Origin of the sequence: Microlunatus sp. GCM10028923 (genome assembly GCF_042666975.1) — a bacterium.
In the GTDB taxonomy this organism is placed as follows: Bacteria; Actinomycetota; Actinomycetes; order Propionibacteriales; family Propionibacteriaceae; genus Microlunatus.
Window position 1 is genome coordinate 37,423 of the sequence record NZ_JBHTFF010000009.1, and the last position, 21,040, is coordinate 58,462.

Below are 21,040 nucleotides of genomic sequence, written 5' to 3' on the forward strand. Positions count from 1 at the left end.
TGACCCGAGGTCAAGGCGGAAGCTCGGCGCATCGGCAGGAAGCCGACCGAGCTTCGAAAGGCGAACCACCATGACGATCCCCGTTTCCGATCAGGACAAGATCACCGACCCGAGCGCCGGGACGGACCGCGCCGAGCTGCAGCAGACGATCGAGGAGATCGTCGAGTCCGGGCTGGTCGGCATGTCGCTGCACGTCCACGACGAGCAGGGTGCCTGGGCGGGAAGTGCCGGCGTGGCCGAACTGGGCGGGACCGCGAAGCCGCCGGTCGACGGTCACGCCCGGATCGGCAGCAACACCAAGACCTTCACCGCGACCGTGGTGCTGCAACTCGTGGCCGAGGGCAAGATCAACTTGGACGCACCGGTCGCCGACGAACTGCCCGAGTTCGGGCTGGACCGGCGGATCACGGCGCGGATGCTGCTGCAGCACACCAGCGGCCTGTTCAACTTCACCGGCGAGGTGTACGAGGACGGGTCGATCGTGTACGGGGTCCCGGTGCCGTACGGGACGAACGGCCGGGAGTGGCTGGACGACCGGTTCCACAGCTACCGGCCCGAGGAACTGGTCCGGCTGTCGCTGTCCAAGCCGGCCCGGTTCGAGCCGGGTACGGGCTGGAGCTACGCCAACACCAACTACGTGCTGGCCCGGCTGCTGATCGAGCGGGTCACCGGCCGCTCGCTGGCCGAGGAACTGCAGCAGCGGATCCTGGGGCCGCTCGGGCTGACCGGCACCGTGGTGCCGGGTGACTCGCCGGAGCTCCCCGAGCCGCATGCCCGGATCTACTACCGGGACGGGGAGCAGACCGTCGACGTCACCCGCTACAACCCGTCCTGGGTCTGCACCGGCGGCGACATGATCTCGACCGCCCAGGACCTGCACACGTTCATCTCGGCACTGACGGGCGGCAGGCTGCTGCCGGCCCCGCTGCTGACCGAGATGTGCACCCCGCGCGTCACGGGCGTCCCGAACCTGGACTACGGCCTGGGGGTGATCGTCGAGAAGACCGACAGCGGCAACACCCTGATCACCCACAACGGCGGCAACGTCGGCTCCATGGTGCTGATGTACAGCACGCTCGACGGCCGGAAGACCCTGACCGCCGTTCTGAACTGGGTGGACGACGCCGGCCTGTCCAAGGCGGCCGTGGTCCAGCAGGCCCGCCAGCGGCTCGTCAACCAGGTGTTCGGCGGATAGGACGTACGGGCAGGAGGCAGGATCGTGTCCATGAACGGAGTCACGATCGGGCAGGCGGCGGCCTTCGTCGGGGTCACCGTGAAGACGGTGCGCCACTACCACCGGCTCGGCCTGGTCAAGGAGCCGGACCGCGACAGCTCCGGCTACCGCAGGTACGGCTCGGCCGAGCTGCTCCGGCTGGTGCAGGCCCGGACCCTGGCCGCGGCCGGGGTACCGCTGGCCGAGGTCGGGCCGCTGCTGGACGCCGACCCGGCGCGGTTCGCCACCGCGCTGACCGACGTCGAGCGCCAGCTCACCGAACGGATCGAGGAGCTGATCGCGCGCCGGGACATGCTGCACCGGCTCGCCGACGGAGACCGGGCGCTGCTGCCCGACCGCGCCGTGGCGCTGTTGGAACGGATGTCCGGGCTCGGCATCCCGGCGTCGGAGCTGGCGGCCACCCGGGACGGCTGGGTGCTGGCCCGGGCCCTGGTCCCGGACGGCTTCGACGAGTTCCTCACCGACGTCGAGCAGGCCCTCGACGACCCCGCCTTCGTCGCGTTGAGCCTGCGGGCCATCGAAGCCGCGGGCTGGGAGCCGGACGACCCGCGGCTGGCCGAGCTCGCCACCGCGATGGCCGACCACTTCCTCGCCAACCCCGCCCAGCTGAGGATCGTGACCGGCCTGCAGGCCCGGACCGACGCGGCGACCCGGTACCACCTGATCGCCCATCACGGCGAGGAGCAGGGCTCGGCCGCGGCCACCGGGGCCGCTCTCGTCGAGGCCAAGCTCCGCGCCGCCGGGATCCGCATCCCCAGACCGGCCCCCTGACCGGGGGCAGGCCCGGCCAGCCGAACGATCCTGCGCCTGCTGCCCTGGCGGTGAGCCGCAGGTTCATGCCCAGCCGGCGCTATCCCGAATGCTGGCGGCTGGTGGCCGTGACCGCGGCCCGGATCGCCTTGTCCCGGGCGGCCGGGGTGCGGGCCTTGAGCACCGGGAGGATCAGGGCATAGCGGTCCGAGCGGCCCAGTACCGCGAAGGCGGCGGTCGCGCCGGGGTCGGCGGCCAGGGCGGTGGCGAGGTCGTCGGGCACCTCGGCCGTCGCCTGCGAGGCGTACGCGTTTCTGCCAGCGCCCGTCCGCCCTGGCCATTTCGATCTCGACCAGGCCGCCGGGGCGCATCCGGCCGGCCGCGATCAGCGCCTCGGCCTTGCCGACGTTGACCGCCGACCAGCTGCTTCCCCTGCGCCGTGGCGAATACCGCTGCAGGAACGACACGTCGTCCAGGCCATTGCGCTGCCCGTCGATCCAGCCGTGACACAGGGCGACGTCCAGCGCCTCGCCGATCGACAGGTACGGTGCGCGGGCGTTCCGCTTGCCGATCCGCAGCCAGGCGTCGGGCGCCCCGGGATGCCCGTCGAGCCAGGCGTCCCAGGCGGCGCCGTCGGGGAGTTCGAGGACGTCCATCACTTCCCCGCCATCTCGACGTAGTGCGGGTTGTGCATGATCGCCAGGAGGTTGCCGAACGGGTCGATCACCGCCGCGGTGGCGAACCCGTCGTCGCGCGGGGTGATCGGCTGCAGCGCGGTCGCGCCGAGCTCGAGCAGCCGGGCCAGGGTGCCCTCCAGATCGTCGACGTGCCAGTGCATCAGCGCGCCGCCTGCGGTGGACGGTACGCCCGGGAAGGCGTACCTGCGGTCGATGATGCCCAGCTCGGCCTGGAGGTCGCCGATCCGGAACTCCCGGTAGGCGGGTCGGCCGTCGGGGCCGGGGGTTTCGAAGTACGGCGCCACGCCGACGACCTGCTCGTACCAGGCAGCGGCGGCGGCGACGTCGTCGGCCCAAATGGTCAAGGTGGCGAATCCACGGAAGTTCATGAGCAGCACGCTACCGGCGCTTGTGGAAGCTATCGTTCCTCAAGTGCGACTGACTTCGATCCGGCTGCTGCGACTTCTGGGCCTGCTGCAGGCCCGCCGGGACTGGTCGGGTGCCGAGCTGGCCCGCCGTCTCGAGGTCAGCACGCGCACCGTCCGCAACGACATGGACCGGCTCCGCGAACTCGGCTACCAGGTGCAGTCGCGGACCGGCACCGCGGGCGGCTACCGGCTCGCGGCCGGCTCGGCGGTGCCGCCGCTGCTGCTCGACGACGAGGAGGCGGTCGCGGTCGGGCTCACCCTGCGGGCGGCCGCCGCGGGCTCGATCACCGGCATCGAGGAGACGGCGCTGCGGGCCCTGGCCAAACTGGAGCGCACCCTGCCGGCCCGGCTGCGGCCGCGGCTGGACGCGCTGCGGAAGGCCACCGTGGTGCACACCGGCGGCGGGCCGACCGTCGACCCGGAGACCCTGACCGTGCTGGCCGCCGCCTGCCGCGACCACGAACGGCTCCGCTTCGCGTACACGGGGCACGACGGCGCGACCAGCAGCCGCAGCGTCGAACCGCACACCCTCGTCTACACCGGCCGGCGCTGGTACCTGCTCGCCTGGGACCGCGACCGGGCGGACTGGCGCAGCTTCCGCGCCGACCGGGTCGTCCCGCGGCTGCCCACCGGCCCGCGATTCGCGCCGCGCGAGCTGCCCGACGACGCCGCTCGCCGGGTCGTCCGCGGCGCGGCCTCCACCGCGTACCGGCATCCCGCCCGGATCCTGTTCCAGGCGCCGATCGCGACCGTCGCCGCGCACGATCGCGTCACCCCGGCCGCCGGACTGCTCACCGCGGTCGACGACCGGAGCTGCCTGTTCGAGACCGGCAGCGAGTCGCTGCGGGAGCTGGCGCGCTATCTGGTCGGCCTCGACCTCCCGTTCGAGGTGCTCGAGCCGCCGCAGCTCCGGGACGAGCTGCGGGAGCTGGCCGCCCAATGCCTCGCCGCGGCGGGCCCTCGGTTACCTTGATCAACATGATCACTCGTACGGCCGCACCATGATCGGCGTCCTGGCGCTGCAGGGAGACGTCGCCGAGCACTCCCGGCTGATCCGGCAGGCCGGCGGCGAGGTGTGCCCGGTGCGGCGGCCGCGCGAGCTGGCGGGGCTGGCGGGCTTGATCATTCCGGGCGGGGAGTCGACGACGATCGGCAAGCTGCTGGTGGCCTTCGACCTGTACGACGAGCTGCGCGGCGCGATCAAGGAGGGGCTGCCGGTGCTCGGCACCTGCGCCGGTTTGATCATGCTCGCGGACACGATCGTCGGCGGCACCGAGGATCAGCGCACGCTGGGCGGGATCGACATGGTGGCCCGGCGGAACGCGTTCGGGCGGCAGGTCGACTCGTTCGAGGCCGACCTCGCGGTGCGCGGGCTGGACGACCCGTTCCGGGCGGTGTTCATCCGGGCGCCCTGGGTGGAGCGGGTCGGGTCGGGCGTCGAGGTGCTGGCCGAGTACGAGGGCCACCCGGTCGCGGTCCGCCAAGGATCGCTCTGGGCCACCTCATTCCATCCCGAGCTGGCCGGCGATCCGCGGATCCATGCGGCGTTCCTGTCAGCGACGGCGGTGCAGTAGCCAGGCAGCCAGGACGCCGCCGATGGCGCCGCCCAGGTGGGCCTGCCAGGAGACCCCGGCGGCGCCGGGCAGGACGCCGACGATGAGGCTGCCGTAGAACAGCAGCACGGCCACCGCGATCACCACCTGGCCGGGCTTGCGGGACCACACCCCACGCGCCAGCAGGTACGTCAGCCAGCCGAAGATCAGCCCGCTGGCGCCGATGATCACCGTGTTGGCCGGTGTCAGCAGCCAGGCGGTCAGGCCGGAGCTGATGATCGCGATCAGGCTGGACCAGATCCACCGGGCCAGCCCGCCGAGCAGGACCAGCAGGCCGAGCACGAAGAACGGCACCGAGTTGCTGATCAGGTGCGCCCAGCCGGCGTGCAGCAGCGGCGCGGTGAAGATGCCGGGCAGCCCGTCCAGTTCCTGGGCATGGATGCCGTACCCGTCCAGCCGGCCGCCGATCAGCGAGTCGAAGCCCTCCAGGATCCACAGCAGCGCCAGCAGACCGCCCATCACGACGGCGGACCGGACGGCGGTCGCCGCTCCGGCGCGGACCGGGGACGGGCCGGCGGGGGACAGGCTGCTGGACACGGTGGCTCCTCTGGTCCGGGTCTTCCGGGGCCATCCAGCTTGCCCGCTCCTGCCAAACCACGCGCGGCACACCCGCGATTCCGGGGCCACCCGGTGCGGCGGGTACGCGGACGATGTCGTCTCGGCGCCGGCCCATCCGGACGACTCTTCCTTTTCCGGTACGGATCCGGCGGCCCGGCCGGTGCGCTGCGGCGAGCTCCGGGTGATCGATTGACCGACCCCGGTCTCGCCCCTCGCAGACCGGTCGGGCCAGAATGGTGCACCACCTCCTCGGTCCACCGGGGGTCGAGTCCACTGTGAGAGAGGGAGCCACTCGATGGCGGAACCATTCACTGTCGGCATGATCGGCGCCGGAGCGATCGCCAGTGCCCACCTGCCCGCCTGGCTGAGCCTCGGCGTCCGCGTCCTGGTCTATGCCAAGGACGACCCGACGCCGCTGCTGAGCCGGGTCGGCGGCGGCGAGGCCGTCGGTTCGCTGGACGAACTGCTCGCCTCGGTCGACGCGGTCGACGTCTGCACCCCGACCACGACGCACGCCGAACTGGTCCGGGCGGCTGCCGCGGCCGGCCGGGACGTGCTGTGCGAGAAGCCGTTCGCGCTGTCCAGCGCCGACGCCGAGTCGATGATCACGGCCTGTGCCGACGCCGGCGTGCAGTTCTACCCGGCGCACGTGGTGCGCTACTTCAGCGAGTACGTGACCATGCACGACGCGGTGGCCGCCGGCAAGATCGGCGAGATCGCCGTGCAGCGGTTCACCCGGGCCGGTTCCCGGCCGGTGCGGCCCTGGTACCTGGACGACGCGCTGAGCGGCGGCCTGGTGGTCGACCAGAGCATTCATGATCTTGACTTCGCGCGCTGGAACGCCGGCGAGGTGGCGACCGTGTTCGCCCGCGACACCGGCGCGGATCCGGCGGTCCCGGTGCGCAGCACGCAGGTGATCTTGACCCACACGAACGGTGCGATCAGCTACGTGAACGGCACCTGGGCCCGGCCCGGTACGACGTTCCGTACCACCTTCCAGATCGCCGGCACCGGTGGGCTGCTGCAGCACGACTCCACCGAGCACCGGCCGCTGGCGATCGACGGCGGCGCCGCCGACGACTCCGGCACTGGCCTGTTGCCGGACGCGGGATTCACCGAAAGCCCTTATCTGACGGAGATCCGGGAGTTCCACGCCGCGTTCACGACCGGCGCGCCGACCCGGGTCACGGCCGCCGACGGCCTGGCTGCGGTCAGGATCGCCGAGGCCGCCGCGACCTCGATCCAGACCGGTCAGCCGGTCCACCTGACCAACGGTTCCGCCGACGATGCCGAGGAGGCAGCCCGATGAAGATCGCGATGATGTCGTTCGCCCATCTGCACGCGGTCTCCTACGTGCACGCGCTGAAGCGGCTCGGGATCGAGGTGATCGCCAGCGATCCCGATCATGACACCCGGCCGGCCGGTGAGGCGGGCGGTGCCGGCCTGGCCGCCGACCTCGGCGTACCGTACTTCGACGACTACCAGGCGCTGCTCGCGACGAAGCCGGACGGCGTGATCATCTGCTCCGAGAACGCCAAGCACCGCGAGCTGACCGAGCTGGCCGCGGCCGCCGGCGCGCACGTGATGTCGGAGAAGCCGATCGCCACCAGCACGGCCGACGCGCGGGCCATGATCGACGCCTGCGCCGCGGCCGGGGTGAACCTGATGGTCGCCTACCCGGTCCGGTTCTCGTCGGCGTTCGCCGCGACCAAGGCCGCGTACGACTCCGGGTCGCTGGGCCAGGTGCTGTCGGTGACCGGCACCAACAACGGCCGGATCCCGCTGGACTCCCGGTCCTGGTTCGTCGATCCGGCGCTGGCCGGCGGCGGCTCGCTGGCCGACCACACGGTGCACGTGGCCGACCTGCTGGACTCGCTGTTCGACGGCACCCGGGCCGCCGAGGTGTATGCCTCGGTCAACAAGATCCTGCACGCCGACAAGGTCGAGGTGGAGACGGCCGGCCTGGTGTCGATCCGGTACGCCAACGGGGTGCTCGCCACGATCGACTGCAGCTGGTCGAAGCCGCCGAACTACCCGACCTGGGGCGGGCTCACCCTGCAGCTGGTCGGCACCGGCGGGATCGCCGACATGGACGCGTTCAACAGCCGGGTGGACGGCTTCTCCGAGGCCGACAAGAAGTCCCTCTGGCTGGCGTACGGCGGCGACGCGGACACCGCGCTGGTCGCCGAATTCGTGGACTCGATCGCGACCGGCCGGCAGGCCCAGCCGGACGGCGAGGCGGGGCTGCGCTCGATGGAGATCGTCGAGGCCGCGTACCAGTCGGTGAGCAGCGGCGAGCCGGTGGCGATCAGCTGAACTGACGGTGCACCCGGGGTGACCTTTATGATGTGAACGCCCCAAGATCTTCCGGCGACGGCGACGGGCGGATCCAGGCATCGGAGGTGTGACGGCATGGGCAAGGGCTCGAATCTTCGAACCCTCGGCGACTTCAATCAGGCGGTCGTCCTCGATGCCATTCGCCGTTCCCCGCACGGCCGCAGCCGGGTGGAGCTGGGTGAGCTGACCGGGCTCACCCAGCAGACCATGTCCAACATCGCCCGGAAGCTGCTGCAGGCGGAGCTGGTGCTGGAGACCGGCAAGGTGGCCCAGGCGCGGGGCAAGCCGCGCACCCTGCTGGAGGTCAACCCGGACGGGCACTACGCGATCGGGGTGCACGTCGACCCGGCCAACCTGAACTTCGTCCTGGTCGATCTGGCCGGGCACGTCCGGGCGGACCGGCGGCTGCCGACGCCGTCGAACCACACCCCGGCCGGCATCGTGAACCTGATCAAGGTCACCTGCGACGCGTTGATCACGGAGGCGGCGATCGACCAGACCCGGCTGCTCGGGCTGGGCGTCGCGGCTCCCGGCCCGATCGACATCGAGTCCGGGGTGCTGCTGGATCCGCCCCAGCTGCCGTCCTGGCACAACGTCGGCCTGCGTTCGGAGCTGCGCGAGGCGACCGGGCTGCACGTCCTGCTGGACAAGGACGCCACCGCGGCGGCGACCGGCGAGCTGTGGGCGTCCAGCGAGCGGCGGCGGAACTTCCTGTTCTTCTATCTCGGCAGCGGCGTCGCGGCGGGCGTCGTGATCGGCGGCGAGGTGATCCGCGGCGTCAGCAACAACGTCGGCGAGGTCGGCGAGATCGTCGTCGATCCCGAGGCCGAGGATCTCGACTACGGCCGGCGCGGCTCACTGAACACGTCCTGCGCGCCGCAGGGGCTGGTCCGCCAGGCGGTCCGGCACGGGCTGCTGGACCCGCCGGCGACCGAGACGGACTATGCGGATCTGCAGCAGCGGTTCACCCGCCTGTGCCAGCTGGCCGACGAGGGCAACGCTGAGGCGACCGCGATGCTCGAGGCGTCGGCCCGCCGGCTCGGCGCCGGGATCGCGTTGATGATCAACATGCTCGATCTCGATCTTGCGGTGATCGGCGGGCCGATCTGGTCACTGGTCCGGGATCGCTTCCTGGAGGTCGTTCCGGAGGGCATGAAGGGCTGGCTGGTCCGTCCCGACGCCGAAGTTCGGGTCGAGGGCTCGATCGTCGGCGACCGGGTGGCGGCCCATGGTGCGGCGGCCCTGGTCCTTGATCATTTCCTGTCCTCGCACCCGTCCGTCCTGCTGATGGAGTGATCAGCCCGGCCATGGTTCAGTGAGGTTGCCAGGTCCGGAGCATCGGGTTCCATCGGCCGCTGGCTCGCGACGCACTGAGAACGTCGTTCAGGCAGGCACCAGCGAACGCCAGTGCTGCGGTCAGGTCTCGATAGCTCCGCGGATACTCGGCGAACCCCGCGGCGGCCGCGGGGAACCGGGTGGCCCACTCGGGGCTCGGTGCTTCCAGGCTGTTGGGCAAGATCATCCGTCGTCGGCGCGCCTCCCGATCCAGGACGGTTGCCAGGCGGGCGGCCTCGAAGGGAACGGCGGCCACGATGCGGACGATGTCGGCCAGGTCTCGATACCGAGTCGATGCGCTGGTGCCGCGCTGACCGTACAACTCGTACAGGGCACAGATCTTGTCGGCGAGATGCTTACGCACCAGATCGACGGCGACTCCTCTTCGGTTCGCCTCGTTGGCGAGTTTCGCCCCGAGCGACTTGATCAACTTCGCGGCTTCCAGTCGGTTCAGAGGTGGTGGCGGCATCGGCGTCATCCTCTCGCTGCGGCAGTTCGGCCCTGACTCTGACCGGACCATCGCGCCCGGTCAGAAAGGAAAGATCAACATCGGGTGTCAGTCGTTCCACGAGGTCAGGAAGTCGTGGTGCGAGAAGCCGAAGAAGCCGCACTTGCTGCTCCGGCGTCGCCAGGTCCAGTGCCGCGGCATCGGGTCGGTACCCGCCGGCCTTCAGCAACGCCGTGAGGAGGGATTCCCCGTCGGGAGACCCGAACCTGCCCGCGGCCGGCTCCAGGGCTTCGGCGAGTCGGGCTGAGGTCGCGGCCGAGGTGGTGAAGGCGTCGCGTACGACGACGGCGAGGTGATCGAAGTCGGTTGCCGGGGCAAGATCAGCAACGGTGCGGGCCACGGTGGTCACCGGTAGTCCGTCCACTCGGGTGATCTCCCGCGACGACAGCTCTCGCTTGCGGTACCGGACATCCCGTTGGGTCGTCTGTCGGCGCGACGGGACGGAGAACTCGTGCTTCGAGGGCACCAGATCGCCGAGCCCGTGGACGGCCGCGGCCGACTCGCCGGACACCACGGCTGCCGGTCGGTCGTCGGCCTGTGCAGCGCTGGTGGCCAACCAGGCCGCCCGGAGTTCCTGCAACGGGCCCGGCCCCGCTGACGGGAGAGCGTAAACGCCATGGCGTACCCGACGCAGGGTGCCTCGGTCGGCGAGGCGGGACAGGCTCATCTTCGACACGCCGGCTTCCTGCGCCTGGTAGGCCGTGACCAGGTTCCATTGACTCGAGCCGATCAGTTCCAAGGTCTCCAATACGTCGACGGCGCGCATGTCCACCTCCGATACTGCTTCCAAAGTAACACTCAGGGCGATACTTTAGAAGTATCTCGGGTGGGAAAGCTTGCTACTCTCCAGGTGCGGTCAGTCGGCGCGCCGGGTGATCATGAGGTTCGCCGGCAGCCGTAACTCCTCGCCGCCGACCCGCGCATGCACCTCGGCCGGCCGGACCTCGGTGCCGACCCAGTCCGGCGCCGCGAACCGGGTGATCAACTCGTCCTGGCCGGCGTCGGCGTGCTGGCTGCCCGGATCGTCCCGGGCCAGCAGGCAGAGCATGGCGCCGGGTTCGCAGAGGTCGCGCAGCCCGGTGACGTACGCGGTCCGGGAGGCGTCGTCGAGGCCGTGCAGCAGGCCGGAGTCGATCACCGTACGGGGCCGCAGCGGCAGGTCGCCCAGCCCGGTCGCGTCGGCGACCAGGAAGGTGACGTCGAGGGTGTCGTCGGTGATCTTGGCCCGGGCCTGCTCGATCGCGGCCGCGGAGAAGTCGAAGGCGAGCACCCGGTGTCCGCGGGCCGCCAGCCAGAGCGCGAGGTCGCCGGTGCCGCAGCCGGCGTCCAGGACCGGGTCCTCGACCGGTTCCCGGCTCAGCAGTTCGGCCAGGGCGGGCTGCGGACCGCCGAGCTCCCAGGGTGGTCGCCCGTCGGCGTACACCTGTTCGAAGTCCTGCCGGCTGCGGTGTTCGGCCATGAACTCATCGTGTCGCATCGCGAACCAGAACTACAGGTCCGGAGCCCGATCGCCTAGGCTCTCCTGGATAGTTTCGCGACAACACAAACACCTTCCCCACCAACCCCAACCCCAACCCCATCCAAGCATCGGAGACAGATCCATGAAGATCGGTGTCATCGGCACGGGCCAGTTCGCGGGAAGCTTCATCCGGCTATGGCAGCTGCACCCGGACGTCACGTCCATCGTCGTCACCGACCTGCTGCCGGAGCGGGCCGAGGAGACGAACGCGAAGTTCGGCATCGACGGCACGGTGCCGACGGCGGAGGAGATGCTCGCCTCCGATGTCGACGCGGTGGCGGTGATGACGCAGCGCTGGACGCACGGCGAGTTGGTGATCAACGCGCTGAAGGCCGGCAAGCACGTCTACTCGGCGGTGCCGATGGCGGTATCGGCGGAGGAGATCGCAGAGATCATCAAGCTGGTCGAGCAGACCGGCCTGATCTACATGATGGGCGAGACCAGCTACTACAACCCGGCCGTCGTCTGGACCCGGGACAAGATCGCGGCCGGCGAGTTCGGCCGGGTGTTCTACGGCGAGGGCGACTACGTCCACGACATGGACAACGGGTTCTACTCGGCGTACCAGTTCAGCGGCGGCGAGAACTGGAAGTCGACGGCGTCGTACCCGCCCATGCTGTACCCGACCCACGCGGTCGGCGGCGTGCTGGGCGCCTGGCCGACGCACGCAACCTCGGTCAGCTGCATCGGCATCGTGGATGACCGCGGCGACGGCGTGTTCGACCGCGAGGTGTCGATGTTCGACAACGACTACTCCAACATGAGCGCGCTGTTCCACCTGGCCGACGGTGGCGTGATGCGGACCAACGAGTTCCGCCGGGTCGGGCATCCCGGCCGGGTGCACGAGTCCCGGTTCCGGTTCTACGGCACCGAGGGCGTGATGGAGCAGACCTCGACGGGTGCGAGCTGGAGCGATCGCAAGGAGATCGAGGACATCAGCGAGCTCTTCTACACCCGGGAATACCAGGCCGAGCGGCACACAGATCTCGCCGGGCTCGATCCGGAGCTGCTGCACAGCTTCAGCTCCGGGATGGCCAAGGCGCATGATCGTTCCCGGCTGCCGAAGGAGTTCGAGGGCGCTCCGAACGGCCACGAGGGCTCGCACCACTTCCTCGCCGACGACTTCGCCAAGGCCGTCACCAAGAAGACGCAGCCGCCGATCAACGCCTGGGTCGCGGCCCGGTTCACCCTGCCGGGGGTGACCGCGTTCGCCTCGGCCCGGCAGGACGGGGCCCGGCTCGAGGTCCCGGACCACGGTCCCGGGCCGGACGTGGACCTGGCCGCCTTCCGCTGATCGTGCGAGTCCTCGCCACCGGCCTCAGAAGTCGGTGGCGAGGATCGCGAAGCTGAGCAGCCAGTGGGTGGAGGCGAAGTGGGCCTCCGTCACCAGCGGCTGGGCCGGCTCGCGGAGCTGGATCGCGGCGGCGACGAGCCGGCTGTGCCGCGGGTCCTCCACCGGCATCGAGCCGGCCAGCCGGGACAGCTGCCAGGACTTGGACAGCGCCAGCCCGGTCAGGTGCGCCAGCTGCCCGTCCGCGGTGTCCTCGACCGGCGCCGGGCGCAGCAGCCGGTCCAGGTCGGGGTCGGCCTTCGGCTTGCGGGCCAGCCCGGGCAGGAACCGGTCCAGCCAGGCCGGGAACTCGGCGTCGAGGACCCGCAGCATCAGCTCGGCCTCGCTCAGCGCCGGGGACAGGAAGTCGGTCCCGGACGGCTCGTACGCGAGCGGTGCCGCAGTGTCGCCGCCGTACGCCTTCCGGGCGTAGTCGTTGATCAACTCCACCACGTCGGCCCGGCCGATCACGGAGAACGCGTGGTGCATCAGGCTGAGCGCGAAGGCCGTGTTGCCGTGCAGCCCGTGCCGTACCGGATGCGGCAGCCGGGGCAGGAAGTCGATGATCAGGTCGGCGATGCAGGCGACGAGTTCGCTGGTCGCCTCGACCCAGGGATCGGCGAACTGGTCCAGGCAACGCCAGGTCTCGGCGCCGAGCATCGCCGCCCAGGCCCAGCCGTACGGGCGCTCGAATCCGTGATGATCATGGAGGTAGGCGACCTCGGCGGCGATCTTGGCGGGCGTCAGCCGGGCGTCCAGCAGGTCGCAGATCGGGCCGGTCAGGCGTTCGGCGTCCAGGGCCGGGCGGTGGATCGTCAGCAGCCGGACCAGGGACCACTGCAGGTGCACGCTGGAGTGCCAGTCGAAGCTGCCGTGGAAGGCCGGGTGCAGTTGGCGCGGGGTGACGTCGTTGTCGTAGACGTCGCGGCTGACGTGGTGGCTGGCGTACGGGTACTCGGTGCCGAGTGAGCGTGCCGCGACCCGTACCCAGGATCTGATCCGTTGCTGATCGACCATCGTGGCCCGCCCCTCTCGGTCGGTCGGTTCGTGACTGTGCCTACTGCGTGCGCGGGTGCACGGTCAGGGCCAGTCGCGCATGCAGGGTCTCGTCCGGCTGCACCCAGACGGTCGCCTTGGAGATCCGGCGGGCGTCGTGGATGCCGTGCGCCGGCCAGCTGCTCGACGGCGTCAGGGCGAGGAAGTAGCCGTCGCCGAACCAGGGGAAGCCGCGGCGGTGGCCGGACTCCAACGAGTACCAGGCGTACGGCCATGACTCGGCGTCCCAGGTCAGATCCAGCCCGAGGTCGGCCGTCGGATTCCGTACGGTGAGCTTGGGGTCGACGAAGTCGGTCAGGTACGCCAGCCGGGCGTGATCGGCGCGCGGGCCGACCACCCGGCGCAAGTTGATCATGGAGTCCTCGCCGACCGAACGCGGCCAGGGCATCACGTCGTTGTAGTTGGCGCCCGAGGTCGCGGTCGGGTCCGGGTGGACGACCGTCGCGCCGCTCTCGATCACCGTGTCGGAACCGAGCAGCGGCGCGCCGAGCACGACCTGCTGGCCCCACATGACCTCGACCGCTTCGGCGGCGTCGTTGTGCACCGATTCCTCGATCGTGATCGTCGGTCCGTCGACGGTGACGATCTTGGTCACCTGGAACGGGCTGCGGACCAGCCGGGTGGTCATGATCACCGACGGTCCGTCGACCCGCCAGTCGAACGGGGCGAGCCGGGTCTCGCCGTTGTAGCCCCATTCGACGCCGTGCGCGTGGGCGGTGTCGCCGCCGTTGGGGAACAGGGTCTGCCAGCCGCCCGGGAAGTGATCAAGCATCGACGCCTCGGCGTTGCCGGGCAGTGTCGGCGTGAGCGGCCGCAGGCCCCAGGGCGTACGCCAGAGCAGGTCGGGGTCGTCGTCGGTCCGGCGGAGCGAGGTCACGGTGCCGCCGAGGCCCGGGACCAGGTCGGCGACGAGGCCCTCGGAGCGGATCCGGAGCACTTCCCAGCCGCGTTCGGTGCGGGTTTCGATCGCGGCCGTCGGCTGCGGGACCGCGTCCTGCGGTGCGGGGTCCGGCCCGCGGTTCGCGGCGTGGTCGCCGTTGCGGTCGGCGCCGCCATCCTCGTCGCCTCCGCCTTGCGGCGCACGCTGGCGGGGATCCACGGATACAGGCTCGGTCATAGCGATGAAGCCTACTGATCGACCCACGCCCGCACTGACGCGCCGTCAGGATCGTGATTCAGTCGACGATCTTGATCGCGGTGATCCAGTCGGCGGCGTCGCTGGACATCATCAGTGTGACGTCGCCGCGGGGGAGCAGGAAGGTGAGATAGCCGCGGGCCGCGTCGCCGGGATCCAGCACGCCGACGTCCAGATCGCCGTGGGCGAAGGAGTCCTCGGCGCGGACCGGGTTGGCCAGGTCGCGGGCCGCGAAGAAGAACGCCGGATCGTATTCGACGACGCCGTCCAGGGCGCGGAGCTCGACCTGGACCCGGAGCCGGACCTCCGACGAGCCGGGCTTGCGGAGCCAGGTGTGGTCGATGACGGTGAGCTCGCCGCGTCCCTGCGGGGTGGTGAACTCGATGGCGTCCGGCTCGCCGGTCGGGTCGGACGCGACGGCCGGCGGCGCGGTGATCACCGGCGACGGGGCCGGCCGGCGGGCCTCCTCGGCGGCCTTCCGGTTGTCCTGGACGCTGCCGGTCACGATGATCACGGCGGCCAGGGCGAGGATCACGAAGGTGCCGACGGCGGGGGCGATCCGGAGCAGCAGGGATCGGCGGCGCGGCGGTTCGGGCGGCGGTTGGGGTGCCGGCGGCGGCGTACCCAGGGGTCGGTCGGCCAAGGGGAGCCCGGAAGCGGGTGGCGCGAAGGTGGGGCCGCTGGAGTTTCGACCGAGACCGGGGGCGGTCCGACTGGTCGAGTCCGCCCGCTCGATCTCGTGACTCACACCCATCACGTTACCGTGGCGCCGGACGAGATGCAGCAAGTCCGCGTCCGCCGCCGGCGCTGTCCACAGGCGGCGGCCGACTTTCTGCGTTGTCCACAGATTTTCTTCCCGGCGGCGGATTCGGCGCGAACTGCGCAGAACCATGGGCATGAAACGTGCCCCCTCTCATCGGCCTCCGCCGCCGACCGTCCGGCTCGACTCCCGCGACCCGCAGGAGCTGCTCGGCCTGATCCCGTACCTGCTCGGGTTCCGCCCCGAGGAGTCGTTCGTCCTGCTCCTGTTCCACGGCGGCGAGCTGCTGCTGTCCGCCCGGGTGGATCTGCCGCCGGTCGCCGAGGCGGACCAGTTGGCCGACTACGGGCATGCGCTCGCGGTCGCGCACCAGGCGACCGGCGCCGTCGCGGTGGCGTTCGGCAGCGACTTCACCGCGGCGACCGTGCTGCTGGACCGCTGGCGGGCCCGCTGGGCCGACGCGGAACGGCCCCGCCGGAGCTGCGTCCTGCACGACGTGCTGTACGCGGATGGCGAGCGCTGGTGGTCCCGGACGACGGCGTTCGGCCGATCCCGGACCGTCGGCGTCCCCTACGATCCGCGGGCCAGCGGCGCGGCCGCGGCCGCCGTGATGGCCGGCCTGCCGGCGCTGGCCAGCCGGGCCGAGCTGGAGGCTAGCGTCGCGGGCCCCGACGAGTCCGACCGGCCCGGTCTCGCGGCCCTGGCGGCCCGCGCGGTCCGTGACCTGGACAGGCTGGACCTGCCGGCCCGGCGGATGGCGATGATCGAGGCCGTGCAGGCGAGCTTGGCCGCCGAACCGTCGGACCAGGACTGTGCCCGGCTGGCCGTGCTCGCGGCGGCGATCGACGCGCGGGACGTGGCCTGGTCGATGATCACCGTCGACCGTGCCGACGACCACCTCGCACTCTGGCGCCGGGTGGTGCGCCGGACCGTCGACCGGTACGCGCTCGGCCCGCTGGCGTTGACCGGCACCGCGGCCTGGGTCGGCGGTCATGGAGCGCTGCTGAACTGCTGCGTCGAGCGCGGGCTGACGCTCGATCCGTCGTACAGCCTGATCACGCTGCTGGCCGAGCTGAGCAGCAGCGGCATCCCGCCGACGCTGTGGCACGAGCTCGGCCCGCGGATCCGGGAGGAGGTGTGGCCGGAGACCGGTTGATCAGTCGTCGTCGGTGACGTGCGGGAAGCCCTGCACGGCGATGGTGATCCGGCGGCTGTCGGGGGCGAGCTCGCGCTTGCTGGTCAGGGGCCGCAGCACCTCGCTGATCTTCTCGCCGATCTCCTTCAGCTCCTCTGCCGACAGGTTGGTGTCGATCTGCATCTCGAACCCGACGCCCTGCCAAGGCTCCGGCAGGTCGCGCTGGTGCCGCGCCCACGCCTCGATCCGCCGGGCCAACGCGCCGCGCAGCGCCTGGCCCATCGCCAGGGCGGCTCGCCGGGCGTCGCCGGCGAGGTTCTCCGGCTCCACCCGCATCCAGCCGTGCCGGATCTGCCAGGGCCGGTTGCGTCCCTTGCCACCCTCGGCTTCCTCGATGAAGCCGTACTTGGCCAGGGTGCGCAGGTGGAACGAGCAGTTCGCCGGACTCTCGTCGATCCGGTCCGAGACCTCGGTCGCGGTGAGCGGCCCCTCGTCGTCCAGGAGGTCCCGGATCCGCAGCCGGATCGGGTGCGCCAAGGCCCGCATCGCCCGCGGGTCCTCGAGCGGGTCGACCTTTTCGAAAGACATGTTTCGAATTTAGTCGGGCCTGGGCGGGTGGTCAACGTGGCCTGCGTGGCCGGGCTCGGCGGCAGGCGAGGGCTCGGCGCGGACCGTCGCGCGCGTGGCGGAGGGCCGGCGCGCGGCGGACGCGGGGCGCGGCGGACGCGGGGCGCGTGGCGGAGGGGCGGGGCGCTTGATCACCACCAGCCGCCGCTGATCCCTGGGCCCCCCTGAGACGGCGCCGGTCCGGGTGTCGACGCCGAGCTTCTCGTAGATCCGGCCGAGGTGCGTCTTCACGGTGGCCTCGCTGAGGAACAGGGCCTTGGCGATGTCGCGGTTGGACAGGCCGAGCGCGAGTTGGCCGAGGATGTCGTGTTCGCGGGGCGTCAGGGTGGGCCGGGGGCTGCGCATCTGGGCCATCACCCGGTGCGCGACGGGCGCGGACAGGGCGGTGCGGCCGGCGGCGGCGCTGTGGATGGCGGCGAACAGTTCCTCGGGGCGTTCCGCCTTGAGCAGGTAGCCGGTGGCGCCGGCGGCGATGGCGCGGGTGATGTCGGCGTCGGTGTCGTACGTGGTCAGGACCAGGACGTGGACGCCGCCGCCGGCCGCGACGATCTGCCGGGTCGCCTCGATGCCGTCGATGCCGTCGCCGAGCTGGAGGTCCATCAGGACCACGTCGGGGGCGAGTGCGGCGGCCTGGGCGACTGCCTCCTCGCCGCTGCCGGCCTCGCCGACGACCTCGATGTCCGGGGCGCTGTCGAGCAGGGCGCGCAGGCCGGCCCGGACCACGACGTGGTCGTCGCAGAGGAGGAGCCGGACGGTTCCGGACGGGGCCGGGCCGGAGCCCGCGGGGCCGGGGCTGGTCATGGGGTGGGGACCTCCAGGGTCGCGGGTACGGCGACGGACACGACCGTGCCGTCGCCGGGGGCGGACTCGACGGCCAGGGTGCCGCCGAGCTGGCCGACCCGGGCCCGCATGGCGGGCAGTCCGTGGCCTCGGTCGGCCGAACCGGGTGCGGGGGCGGCCGGGTCGAAGCCGCGGCCGTTGTCGGCGATGTCCAGCCGTACCTCGTCGCCGAGATAGGTGACCGTGACGGCAGCCCGGGTGGCGCCGGAGTGTTCGCGGACGTTGGCGAGCGCGCCCTGGGCGACCCGCAGCAGGGCCGACTGGACCCGGTCCGGCAGCGGTCCGGGCGGGCCGTCGACCTGGCAGGTCACGGTGCGTTCGGCGGTGGTCTCGCGGTCGGCCAGCGCGCGCAGGGCGGTCTGGAGGTCGCCGCCCTCGGCCAGGTCGGCCGGCGCCAGGTCGTGGACGAAGCGGCGGGCTTCGGCGAGGCCGCGTTCCGCGACCGCGGCCGCGGTGTGGACGTGCTCGCGTGCCCGTACCGGCTCCGAGTCCCAGAGCCGATCGGCGGCCTGCAGCAGCATCCGCTGGCTGGACAGGCCCTGGGCGATCGTGTCGTGGATCTCCATCGACAGCCGCTGCCGCTCGGCGAGGGTGCCCGCGCGGCGTTCGGTGGCGGCCAGCTCGGCGCGGGTCCGGACCAGGTCGTCGATCAGGGCGGCCTGCCGGGTGGACTGCCGGTCCATCACCACGAAGACCGCGGTGGCCAGCGCGGCGACCGCGGGCGGCCCGACGACCCAGTCCAGGTCGAACCGGCCGGCCAGCCTCAGCTGGGCGAAGATCACCAGGCCGGTGAACAGGATGATCATGACCAGGGCGAGCCGCAGCGGCAGCATCCGCAACGCCAGATAGAACAGCGGTACGGCGCACCAGGCGAAGCTCGGGGCCAGGTTCACCAGCACCGACCAGACCGCGACCACGCCGCAGAGCCAGATCAGGCGAGCTGCCCCGGCGCCGAGCAGCCGGGACAGGGCGAGGCCGTACAGCACGACGAGGGCGGCGGCCATCGCGTAGACGACGGCGGCCTGTACGTCGGCGCCGTGCCGCTGGGTGAACCGGAACAGGGCCGACCCGAGCAGCACGAAGAACGCGACGTGGATGACGAGCGCCAGCCGGCGGGCGTCGCCGGCACCGGCCGCCAGGTCGCCGGCGAGTGAGGCATCGCCGGTGAGTGAGGCGTCGCCGCCGGGTGGGGTATCGCTGCGGGCCGTGGGACCGCTGCCGGGCGCCGGATCCTTGCCGGGCGCCGGATTGCTGCCGGCCATGGGTCCGCTCCTCTCCGACCTGCGCGAACTCCCATTCTGGCCCAGCCGCCCTGGCCCGGGGGTCAACCGAATGGCTGACCCTGGCCTCACCCGTACGGCCGCCGAGGACCAGCCACTGCGACGACGCGCGGACGGGGGTCTCGGCAGCAGGCTGGAAGCACAGCAGGAAAAGCCAACACCACAACGGAATGGGGAGTCACCATGCAGGTCAAGAAGTTCTCGACGCGAGTCAAGGTCATCACCGCCGCCGCGGCCGTCGCCCTGGCCGGATTCGGCACCGCGGGTGTCGTGTCCGCCGCCGCTCAGCCGCCCGCCCAGCAGCCGGCCGCCGTGACCGAGAAGGCCACCACCACGAGCACCCACCTCACGATCGACGCCGCGACCGACGCCGCCCGGGCCGCGCTGGACGCCGCGGAGAAGGAGGGGCAGCGGGTCACCGTGGCCGTCGTGGACCGCAACGGCAACACCATCGTCACCCTGCGTGGCGACGGCGCCGGGCCGCAGTCCTACGAGTCGGCCGTCCGCAAGGCCTACACGGCGGTCTCCTGGAACGCGCCCACCTCGGAGCTGGTCAAGCGCCTCGAGTCCGCGCCGACGCTGAAGGACATCCCGGGCACCCTGTTCCTGGCCGGCGGCGTGCCGGTCACCGCGGACGACGCCCCGATCGCCGGCATCGGCGTCGCGGGTGCGCCGTCCGGCGACCTGGACGAGAAGTTCGCCCAGGCCGGTGCCGCCGAGCTCGGCTGACTTCGAACGACGAAAGGCTCTCGACACCCGGCGCGGTGTCGAGAGTCTTCGGCGTTCCCGGACGACCGGACGGGCTCCGCGGATCGGTCTATAGGGTGCGGCCATGAGCCGATTCGTCGTGTGTGGTGAGACCCTGATCGACCTGGTCCGGGTCGCGGAGCCGTCCGATGATCATTTCCGGACCACCTGGCAGGCCTTGTCGGCCGGCGGCCCGATGAACACGGCCGTCGCCCTGAGCCGGCTGGAGGCGGACAGTCACTTCCTGGGCCGGCTGTCCCGGGACGCGTTCGGTCGGCAGCTCCATGATCATCTCTCCGGCGCCGGGGTCGATCTTGATCTTGCCGTCGTCACCGATCAGGCCACCTCGCTGGCCGTGGTCGAACTGGACTCCGACGGAGTGGCGAGCTACACGTTCCACTTCGACGGAACGGCGAATTTCGACTGGCAGCCAGAGGAGTTGCCCGAACTCGGCGCCGCGGACTGGCTGCACATCGCCTCGCTGGCCTGTGTCGTCGAGCCGGGCGCCGGGGTGCTGCTCGACTGGGCTGCCGCGTCGAGTGCGCCGCTCTCGTACGACATCAACGTCCGGCCCACCGTGATCACCGACCCGAAGGTGTACTGGGCGAAGGTCGAGCCGTGGCTGGAACTGGCCGGGCGCAACGGCGGCATCGTCAAGGCGAGCGACGCCGATCTCGCGGCCCTCGCCGCGGTGGCGCCGGGCGGTGCCGACCCGGCCGGGACGGCCGCCCTGTGGCAGGAGCGGTACGGGCTGCGCGCGGTCGTGATCACCCTCGGCCCGGACGGCGCCGTGGCCGTCGACGCCGACGGTCGCACCGAGGTGCCCGGCCGTGAGGTCGAGGTGGTCGACACGGTCGGCGCCGGCGACACGTTCATGGCCGGCTTCCTGGACGGCTTCGTCGGCCGGCAGTTCTCGATGCGGGACGCGCTGCGCCGCGGGGTCGCCGCGGCGGCGATCGTCTGCGCACGGCAGGGCGCCCAGCCGCCCACGGCCGACGAGGTCGACGAGCTGCTCGCCACCGACTGAACCCGGAAACCCGCCCCTTCGGCACTCGGCCCGCCGAAGGGTTCCCTCGGCCTGCCCGGACCACACGGCGCTTTCGCGAGGGGTTGACACGGTTCAACGGTGGCGGCACCCTGGTCCTCGTACGAGATTAAGCAAGCACGTTCG

The 21,040-nt window shown here is 71.6% G+C and carries 22 protein-coding genes and 1 pseudogene; 11 read left to right on the forward strand and 12 right to left on the reverse strand.

Annotation, left to right across the window (positions count from 1 at the left end; translation table 11 throughout):
• Window positions 1-70: 70 nt before the first annotated feature.
• Both ACFQU4_RS21795 and ACFQU4_RS21800 read left to right on the forward strand, forming a co-directional pair.
• Window positions 71-1,195 (forward strand): serine hydrolase domain-containing protein, encoded by a 1,125-nt coding sequence (locus ACFQU4_RS21795; protein ID WP_377495867.1) that lies wholly within the window; start codon window positions 71-73, stop codon window positions 1,193-1,195.
• A gap of 30 nt (window positions 1,196-1,225) precedes the next feature.
• The gene (locus ACFQU4_RS21800; protein ID WP_377495869.1) at window positions 1,226-2,005 is read left to right on the forward strand and encodes a MerR family transcriptional regulator; all 780 of its coding nucleotides are present in this window, start codon (window positions 1,226-1,228) and stop codon (window positions 2,003-2,005) included.
• Window positions 2,006-2,084: 79 nt separating this feature from the next.
• Here the strand turns inward: ACFQU4_RS21800 and ACFQU4_RS21805 are convergent, their stop codons facing one another.
• Together ACFQU4_RS21805 and ACFQU4_RS21810 are read right to left on the reverse strand one after the other, a co-directional pair.
• Window positions 2,085-2,267, reverse strand: a complete 183-nt coding sequence (locus ACFQU4_RS21805; RefSeq protein WP_377495871.1) for a YdeI/OmpD-associated family protein — start codon at window positions 2,265-2,267, stop codon at window positions 2,085-2,087.
• Window positions 2,268-2,639: 372 nt separating this feature from the next.
• Window positions 2,640-3,050, reverse strand: a complete 411-nt coding sequence (locus ACFQU4_RS21810) for a VOC family protein (protein WP_377495873.1) — start codon at window positions 3,048-3,050, stop codon at window positions 2,640-2,642.
• 43 nt (window positions 3,051-3,093) lie between these two features.
• Here ACFQU4_RS21810 and ACFQU4_RS21815 point away from each other — a divergent pair, with 43 nt between their 5' ends.
• Window positions 3,094-4,062: a helix-turn-helix transcriptional regulator gene (locus ACFQU4_RS21815; RefSeq protein ID WP_377495875.1), complete on the forward strand. Its 969-nt coding sequence runs from the start codon at window positions 3,094-3,096 to the stop codon at window positions 4,060-4,062.
• A gap of 28 nt (window positions 4,063-4,090) precedes the next feature.
• Window positions 4,091-4,663 (forward strand): pyridoxal 5'-phosphate synthase glutaminase subunit PdxT, encoded by a 573-nt coding sequence (gene pdxT, locus ACFQU4_RS21820; protein ID WP_377495877.1) that lies wholly within the window; start codon window positions 4,091-4,093, stop codon window positions 4,661-4,663.
• Here the strand turns inward: pdxT and ACFQU4_RS21825 are convergent.
• Window positions 4,643-5,239 carry a rhomboid family intramembrane serine protease gene (locus ACFQU4_RS21825; protein WP_377495879.1) on the reverse strand — a complete coding sequence of 199 codons (597 nt, stop codon included), beginning with the start codon at window positions 5,237-5,239 and terminating at the stop codon, window positions 4,643-4,645. The genes pdxT and ACFQU4_RS21825 overlap by 21 nt on opposite strands.
• Window positions 5,240-5,555: 316 nt before the next feature.
• On the opposite strand from ACFQU4_RS21825, the gene ACFQU4_RS21830 reads away from it, so the two are divergent.
• From ACFQU4_RS21830 to ACFQU4_RS21840, 3 genes are all read left to right on the forward strand, one after another.
• Complete coding sequence (locus tag ACFQU4_RS21830; protein ID WP_377495881.1) at window positions 5,556-6,569, forward strand: Gfo/Idh/MocA family protein; 1,014 nt, start codon at window positions 5,556-5,558, stop codon at window positions 6,567-6,569.
• A complete protein-coding gene (locus tag ACFQU4_RS21835; RefSeq protein WP_377495884.1) occupies window positions 6,566-7,576 on the forward strand; it encodes a Gfo/Idh/MocA family protein in 1,011 nt (336 codons plus the stop codon). The genes ACFQU4_RS21830 and ACFQU4_RS21835 overlap by 4 nt, the downstream gene beginning before the upstream one ends.
• 96 nt (window positions 7,577-7,672) lie before the next feature.
• Window positions 7,673-8,893, forward strand: a complete 1,221-nt coding sequence (locus ACFQU4_RS21840; protein WP_377495886.1) for an ROK family protein — start codon at window positions 7,673-7,675, stop codon at window positions 8,891-8,893.
• Window positions 8,894-8,909: 16 nt separating this feature from the next.
• On the opposite strand, the gene ACFQU4_RS21845 is transcribed toward ACFQU4_RS21840, so the two are convergent.
• From ACFQU4_RS21845 to ACFQU4_RS21855, 3 genes are all read right to left on the reverse strand, one after another.
• Window positions 8,910-9,296 (reverse strand): nucleotidyl transferase AbiEii/AbiGii toxin family protein, encoded by a 387-nt coding sequence (locus ACFQU4_RS21845; RefSeq protein WP_377495888.1) that lies wholly within the window; start codon window positions 9,294-9,296, stop codon window positions 8,910-8,912.
• A complete protein-coding gene (locus ACFQU4_RS21850; protein WP_377496347.1) occupies window positions 9,289-10,206 on the reverse strand; it encodes a type IV toxin-antitoxin system AbiEi family antitoxin domain-containing protein in 918 nt (305 codons plus the stop codon). Before ACFQU4_RS21850 ends, ACFQU4_RS21845 begins: the two co-directional genes overlap by 8 nt.
• Window positions 10,207-10,296: 90 nt before the next feature.
• The gene (locus tag ACFQU4_RS21855; RefSeq protein WP_377495890.1) at window positions 10,297-10,899 is read right to left on the reverse strand and encodes a class I SAM-dependent methyltransferase; all 603 of its coding nucleotides are present in this window, start codon (window positions 10,897-10,899) and stop codon (window positions 10,297-10,299) included.
• Between the two features lie 142 nt (window positions 10,900-11,041).
• Between ACFQU4_RS21855 and ACFQU4_RS21860 the strand changes: the two genes are divergently transcribed.
• Entirely contained in the window at window positions 11,042-12,253 is a 1,212-nt protein-coding gene (locus ACFQU4_RS21860) for a Gfo/Idh/MocA family protein (protein WP_377495892.1), read from the forward strand.
• 24 nt (window positions 12,254-12,277) lie between these two features.
• Here the strand turns inward: ACFQU4_RS21860 and ACFQU4_RS21865 are convergent, their stop codons facing one another.
• The 3 genes from ACFQU4_RS21865 to ACFQU4_RS21875 are packed head-to-tail and all read right to left on the reverse strand — an operon-like array spanning window position 12,278 to window position 15,123.
• A complete protein-coding gene (locus tag ACFQU4_RS21865) occupies window positions 12,278-13,306 on the reverse strand; it encodes a DUF2891 family protein (RefSeq protein WP_377495894.1) in 1,029 nt (342 codons plus the stop codon).
• Between the two features lie 40 nt (window positions 13,307-13,346).
• A complete protein-coding gene (locus ACFQU4_RS21870) occupies window positions 13,347-14,462 on the reverse strand; it encodes a hypothetical protein (protein WP_377495896.1) in 1,116 nt (371 codons plus the stop codon).
• A 58-nt stretch (window positions 14,463-14,520) separates the two neighbouring features.
• Complete coding sequence (locus ACFQU4_RS21875; protein ID WP_377495898.1) at window positions 14,521-15,123, reverse strand: hypothetical protein; 603 nt, start codon at window positions 15,121-15,123, stop codon at window positions 14,521-14,523.
• 253 nt (window positions 15,124-15,376) lie between these two features.
• Here ACFQU4_RS21875 and ACFQU4_RS21880 point away from each other — a divergent pair, with 253 nt between their 5' ends.
• The gene (locus ACFQU4_RS21880; protein WP_377495900.1) at window positions 15,377-16,396 is read left to right on the forward strand and encodes a DUF4192 domain-containing protein; all 1,020 of its coding nucleotides are present in this window, start codon (window positions 15,377-15,379) and stop codon (window positions 16,394-16,396) included.
• Here the strand turns inward: ACFQU4_RS21880 and ACFQU4_RS21885 are convergent, their stop codons facing one another.
• The 3 genes and pseudogenes from ACFQU4_RS21885 to ACFQU4_RS21895 form a co-directional block, all read right to left on the reverse strand.
• A complete protein-coding gene (locus tag ACFQU4_RS21885) occupies window positions 16,397-16,963 on the reverse strand; it encodes a helix-turn-helix domain-containing protein (RefSeq protein WP_377495902.1) in 567 nt (188 codons plus the stop codon).
• A 204-nt stretch (window positions 16,964-17,167) separates the two neighbouring features.
• A pseudogene (locus ACFQU4_RS21890) lies at window positions 17,168-17,803 on the reverse strand (response regulator); the annotation flags it as partial.
• Complete coding sequence (locus tag ACFQU4_RS21895; protein WP_377495904.1) at window positions 17,800-19,104, reverse strand: sensor histidine kinase; 1,305 nt, start codon at window positions 19,102-19,104, stop codon at window positions 17,800-17,802. The pseudogene ACFQU4_RS21890 and the gene ACFQU4_RS21895, both read right to left, overlap by 4 nt.
• A 201-nt stretch (window positions 19,105-19,305) precedes the next feature.
• On the opposite strand from ACFQU4_RS21895, the gene ACFQU4_RS21900 reads away from it, so the two are divergent.
• Entirely contained in the window at window positions 19,306-19,851 is a 546-nt protein-coding gene (locus tag ACFQU4_RS21900) for a heme-binding protein (RefSeq protein ID WP_377495906.1), read from the forward strand.
• 103 nt (window positions 19,852-19,954) lie between these two features.
• A complete protein-coding gene (locus tag ACFQU4_RS21905; protein WP_377495908.1) occupies window positions 19,955-20,896 on the forward strand; it encodes a carbohydrate kinase in 942 nt (313 codons plus the stop codon).
• Window positions 20,897-21,040: the final 144 nt, after the last annotated feature.

Excerpts from the sequence above, each read along its gene's own strand:
- ACFQU4_RS21795 (WP_377495867.1), top strand. The coding sequence starts at position 71 with ATGACGATCCCCGTTTCCGATCAGGACAAGATCACCGACCCGAGCGCC.
- ACFQU4_RS21800 (WP_377495869.1), top strand. The coding sequence starts at position 1,226 with ATGAACGGAGTCACGATCGGGCAGGCGGCGGCCTTCGTCGGGGTCACC.
- ACFQU4_RS21810 (WP_377495873.1), bottom strand. The coding sequence starts at position 3,050 with ATGAACTTCCGTGGATTCGCCACCTTGACCATTTGGGCCGACGACGTC.
- pdxT (WP_377495877.1), top strand. The coding sequence starts at position 4,091 with ATGATCGGCGTCCTGGCGCTGCAGGGAGACGTCGCCGAGCACTCCCGG.
- ACFQU4_RS21830 (WP_377495881.1), top strand. The coding sequence starts at position 5,556 with ATGGCGGAACCATTCACTGTCGGCATGATCGGCGCCGGAGCGATCGCC.
- ACFQU4_RS21835 (WP_377495884.1), top strand. The coding sequence starts at position 6,566 with ATGAAGATCGCGATGATGTCGTTCGCCCATCTGCACGCGGTCTCCTAC.
- ACFQU4_RS21840 (WP_377495886.1), top strand. The coding sequence starts at position 7,673 with ATGGGCAAGGGCTCGAATCTTCGAACCCTCGGCGACTTCAATCAGGCG.
- ACFQU4_RS21850 (WP_377496347.1), bottom strand. The coding sequence starts at position 10,206 with ATGCGCGCCGTCGACGTATTGGAGACCTTGGAACTGATCGGCTCGAGT.
- ACFQU4_RS21855 (WP_377495890.1), bottom strand. The coding sequence starts at position 10,899 with ATGGCCGAACACCGCAGCCGGCAGGACTTCGAACAGGTGTACGCCGAC.
- ACFQU4_RS21860 (WP_377495892.1), top strand. The coding sequence starts at position 11,042 with ATGAAGATCGGTGTCATCGGCACGGGCCAGTTCGCGGGAAGCTTCATC.
- ACFQU4_RS21865 (WP_377495894.1), bottom strand. The coding sequence starts at position 13,306 with ATGGTCGATCAGCAACGGATCAGATCCTGGGTACGGGTCGCGGCACGC.
- ACFQU4_RS21870 (WP_377495896.1), bottom strand. The coding sequence starts at position 14,462 with ATGACCGAGCCTGTATCCGTGGATCCCCGCCAGCGTGCGCCGCAAGGC.
- ACFQU4_RS21880 (WP_377495900.1), top strand. The coding sequence starts at position 15,377 with ATGAAACGTGCCCCCTCTCATCGGCCTCCGCCGCCGACCGTCCGGCTC.
- ACFQU4_RS21885 (WP_377495902.1), bottom strand. The coding sequence starts at position 16,963 with ATGTCTTTCGAAAAGGTCGACCCGCTCGAGGACCCGCGGGCGATGCGG.
- ACFQU4_RS21895 (WP_377495904.1), bottom strand. The coding sequence starts at position 19,104 with ATGGCCGGCAGCAATCCGGCGCCCGGCAAGGATCCGGCGCCCGGCAGC.
- ACFQU4_RS21900 (WP_377495906.1), top strand. The coding sequence starts at position 19,306 with ATGCAGGTCAAGAAGTTCTCGACGCGAGTCAAGGTCATCACCGCCGCC.
- ACFQU4_RS21905 (WP_377495908.1), top strand. The coding sequence starts at position 19,955 with ATGAGCCGATTCGTCGTGTGTGGTGAGACCCTGATCGACCTGGTCCGG.